Origin of the sequence: Actinacidiphila sp. bgisy167, from assembly GCF_965342175.1 — a bacterium.
Lineage (GTDB): Bacteria > Actinomycetota > Actinomycetes > Streptomycetales > Streptomycetaceae > Actinacidiphila.
The window spans coordinates 1-3,027 of sequence record NZ_CBDRBL010000177.1 but is presented as its reverse complement, the minus strand read 5'-3'; the positions used below and the strand labels follow the sequence as shown (position 1 = coordinate 3,027).

Annotated in this window: 2 protein-coding genes; both read left to right on the top strand. The window is 71.8% G+C overall.

The annotated features are described in order from the left end of the window. The first annotated feature begins 256 nt into the window (after positions 1-256). Complete coding sequence (locus ACRWND_RS30555; protein WP_431955181.1) at positions 257-1,477, top strand: threonine synthase; 1,221 nt, start codon at positions 257-259, stop codon at positions 1,475-1,477. A 517-nt stretch (positions 1,478-1,994) separates the two neighbouring features. Continuing rightward, positions 1,995-2,972: an ISAs1 family transposase gene (locus ACRWND_RS30550; RefSeq protein WP_431955179.1), complete on the top strand. Its 978-nt coding sequence runs from the start codon at positions 1,995-1,997 to the stop codon at positions 2,970-2,972. Positions 2,973-3,027: the final 55 nt, after the last annotated feature.

Sequence of the window (3,027 nt, the reverse complement as noted above, 5' to 3'; positions counted from 1 at the left end):
ACGGACAGCTCACCAATTGCTCACGCATGACCCACCGGCTCACGCATTCGGGAACGGGGAACGGGCTGCATCACCAGGGGAGAGGCGACGACGGAACTCGCCCTTCGGCACCTGGGCGCGGGCGTCCGTCGCGCACAGCCCCGCGTCCGCGGCGCCCGATGCGGCCGCTGCCGGTCGTGCGCGACCGCGTGTCGTGCGCAGGGTCATGACCTCCTCGTTACCCGGTCGCCACCGCCGGCGAGGTATGAAGGAAGGCATGACTGTGCCCTTCAGCGCCCTGACGCATCTGGAGTGCGCGCGGTGCGGACGCCGCCACGACGCCGACCGCGTGCAGAACCTGTGCGCCTGCGGATCGCCGCTCCTCGCCCGCTACGACCTGGACCGGGTCCGGGGCTCCCTCACACCCGCGGACCTGCAGGACCGCCGGCAGGACCTGTGGCGCTACCACGAACTGCTGCCCGTACGCGATCCGGCGCACGTGGTCACCCTGGGCGAGGGCATGACCCCCCTGGTGCCGCTGCCCCGCTACGGCGCCGCGATCGGCGTGCCGAAGCTGGTGATGAAGGACGAGGGGCTCATACCCACCGGCAGCTTCAAGGCGCGGGGCGCCGCGGTGGGCGTGGCCAGGGCCCTCGAACTGGGCGCGCGGGGGATCGCCATGCCCACCAACGGCAACGCGGGGGCGGCATGGGCCACCTACGCCGCGCGGGCGGGCCTGGACGCGCTGATCGCGATGCCGAAGGACGCGCCGTCGATCACCCGGGCCGAGTGCGCCGCCGCCGGGGCCGACCTCTTCCTGGTGAACGGACTGATCGGCGACGCGGGCCGGCTGGTGGCCGAGAAGATCGCCGCCGAGCCCGGAGTCTGGATGGACGCGGCGACGCTGAAGGAGCCGTACCGCATCGAGGGCAAGAAGACCATGGGGCTGGAGATCGCCGAGCAGCTCGGCTGGCGCGCTCCGGACGTCATCGTCTACCCCACTGGCGGCGGCGTGGGCCTCATCGGCATCCACAAGGCCCTGCGCGAACTGCGCGAACTGGGGTGGCTGCGCGGGGCGATGCCCCGGCTGGTGAGCGTGCAGTCCTCCGGCTGCGCGCCCATCGTGCGCGCCTTCGAGAAGGGCGAGCGCACCAGTGAGCCGTGGCAGGACGCGCGCACGGTGGCGTTCGGGATCACCGTGCCCAAGGCGCTGGGCGACTTCATCGTCCTGGAGGCGCTGTACGAGACCGACGGCCGGGCCGTCGCCGTCGACGACGAGGAGATCCTCGCTGACCGCGACAGGTGCGCGGCCGCGGACGGAGCGCTGCTCTGCCCGGAGGGCGCGGCGACCCTGTCGGCGGTCCGGGTCCTGCGCGAGGAGGGGTGGCTGTCCGGCGACGAGGAGGTCGTGGTGCTGAACACCGGGGCGGCGGCCAAGTACCCGGAGACCTTCCGGGTCGACCCTCCGCTCCTGGAACTCACCGACCGCATCCCCTGACCGGGCGCCGCCGGGCGGGTACCCGCCCGGCGGCCCGGGCGGGTTCGTTCGGGGCCCGCACCGGGGCCGCCGTCGCCGTTGTCGCAGCGGCAGCGGCAGCGGCGACGGCCCCGGTTCCGTTGCGCGGTACGGGCGGGCCGGACGCGCGGCAGCTACCGGGCGCCGGTTCCTCGTACGGGATGCGGTTCAGGTGCCGGATCTCGCCCAGCGTGCCCCACTCGTCGGCGCCGAGCTTGGTCAGCGGTCGCAGCAGCCGAGCGCTGGGCCGGCCCTCCGTCAGGACATCCCGGTCCGCGACCGCGTGCACTGAACCGCCCCGGGTTCGATGGAGATCTCAGATTGTGGTTGTGACCTGGGGTCAGGGCTTGGGCGAGATCCGGGGTCGGGTGGTTGGTCGGGCCGTGACCGGTTGGGGTGCATAGCAGAGCAGGCACGGGCTTCGTGATCATTGGGGTGTCGAAGCTCAACGATCATGAGGTGGCCCGTGCCTGCCGCTGTATCTTCTCTCATCCCGTCGGTGTTGGTGAGGCTGGGTCCGCTGAACATCGGCCAAGTCGCTGACCTGCGAACTTTCCTGGACCTGGTGCCCGACCCGCGTGCGAGGCGGGGCCGCTGGTACTCACTGACCGCGATCCTCCTCGTCTGTGCCTGCGCGGCCGTGTCGGGAGCGAGCAGTATCGACGAGATCGCCGAGTGGGCGGCGCGGGCCTCGGACCATGTGCTGACGGCCGTCGGAGTCCGACGGCATCCGCTCAGGTGGCGTCGCTCACCCTCGCGTACGACCATCGGCCGTGTGCTGGCGGCCGTCGACGGCGACGCCCCGGACCGGGCCGTCGGTGCCTATCCCGCCGGCCCGACCCCTGCGGGAACGGCTCCGGAGCAACGGCAGGTGATCGCCGTCGACGGCAAATCGCTGAGAGGATCGGCTCGCCTGTCCGCCGGCCGCAGACACCTGCTCTCCGCCGTCACCCACCACCGGGCCCTGACCCTCGCCCAGGCGGAGGTCGGCGCGAAGACAAACGAGACCGCGCACTTTCAGCCCCTGCTCGAACCGCTGGACCTGAACGGAACTCTCGTCACCTTCGACGCCCTGCACTCAATCCAGGCGAACGTCACCTGGCTGGTCGAAACCAAGAAGGCCCACTACATCTCGGTGATCAAGGCGAACCAGCCGACCGCACACCGCCAACTCGCCGCCCTGCCCTGGCGGGACATCGCCGTCCAGCACACCACGACCTCCACCGGACACGGCCGCCACGAGTCCCGCTCGATCAAGACCTGCGGCATCGCCGACCAACTCGGCGGGATCGCCTTCCCCACGCCCGCCTGGCCATCCGTGTCCATCGCCGCCGCAGGCAGACAGGCCGACGCGAGAGCCGCGAGACCCTCTACGCCGTCACCAGCCTCGACGCTCACCAGACCACCCCCGCCGACCTGGCCACCGCGATCCGCGGCCACTGGACCGTGGAGGCCCTGCACCACATCAGAGACGTGACCTTCGCCGAGGACACCTCCACCGTCCACACCGGGACCGCACCCCGCGCCATGGC

Excerpts from the sequence above, each read along its gene's own strand:
- ACRWND_RS30555 (WP_431955181.1), top strand. The coding sequence starts at position 257 with ATGACTGTGCCCTTCAGCGCCCTGACGCATCTGGAGTGCGCGCGGTGC.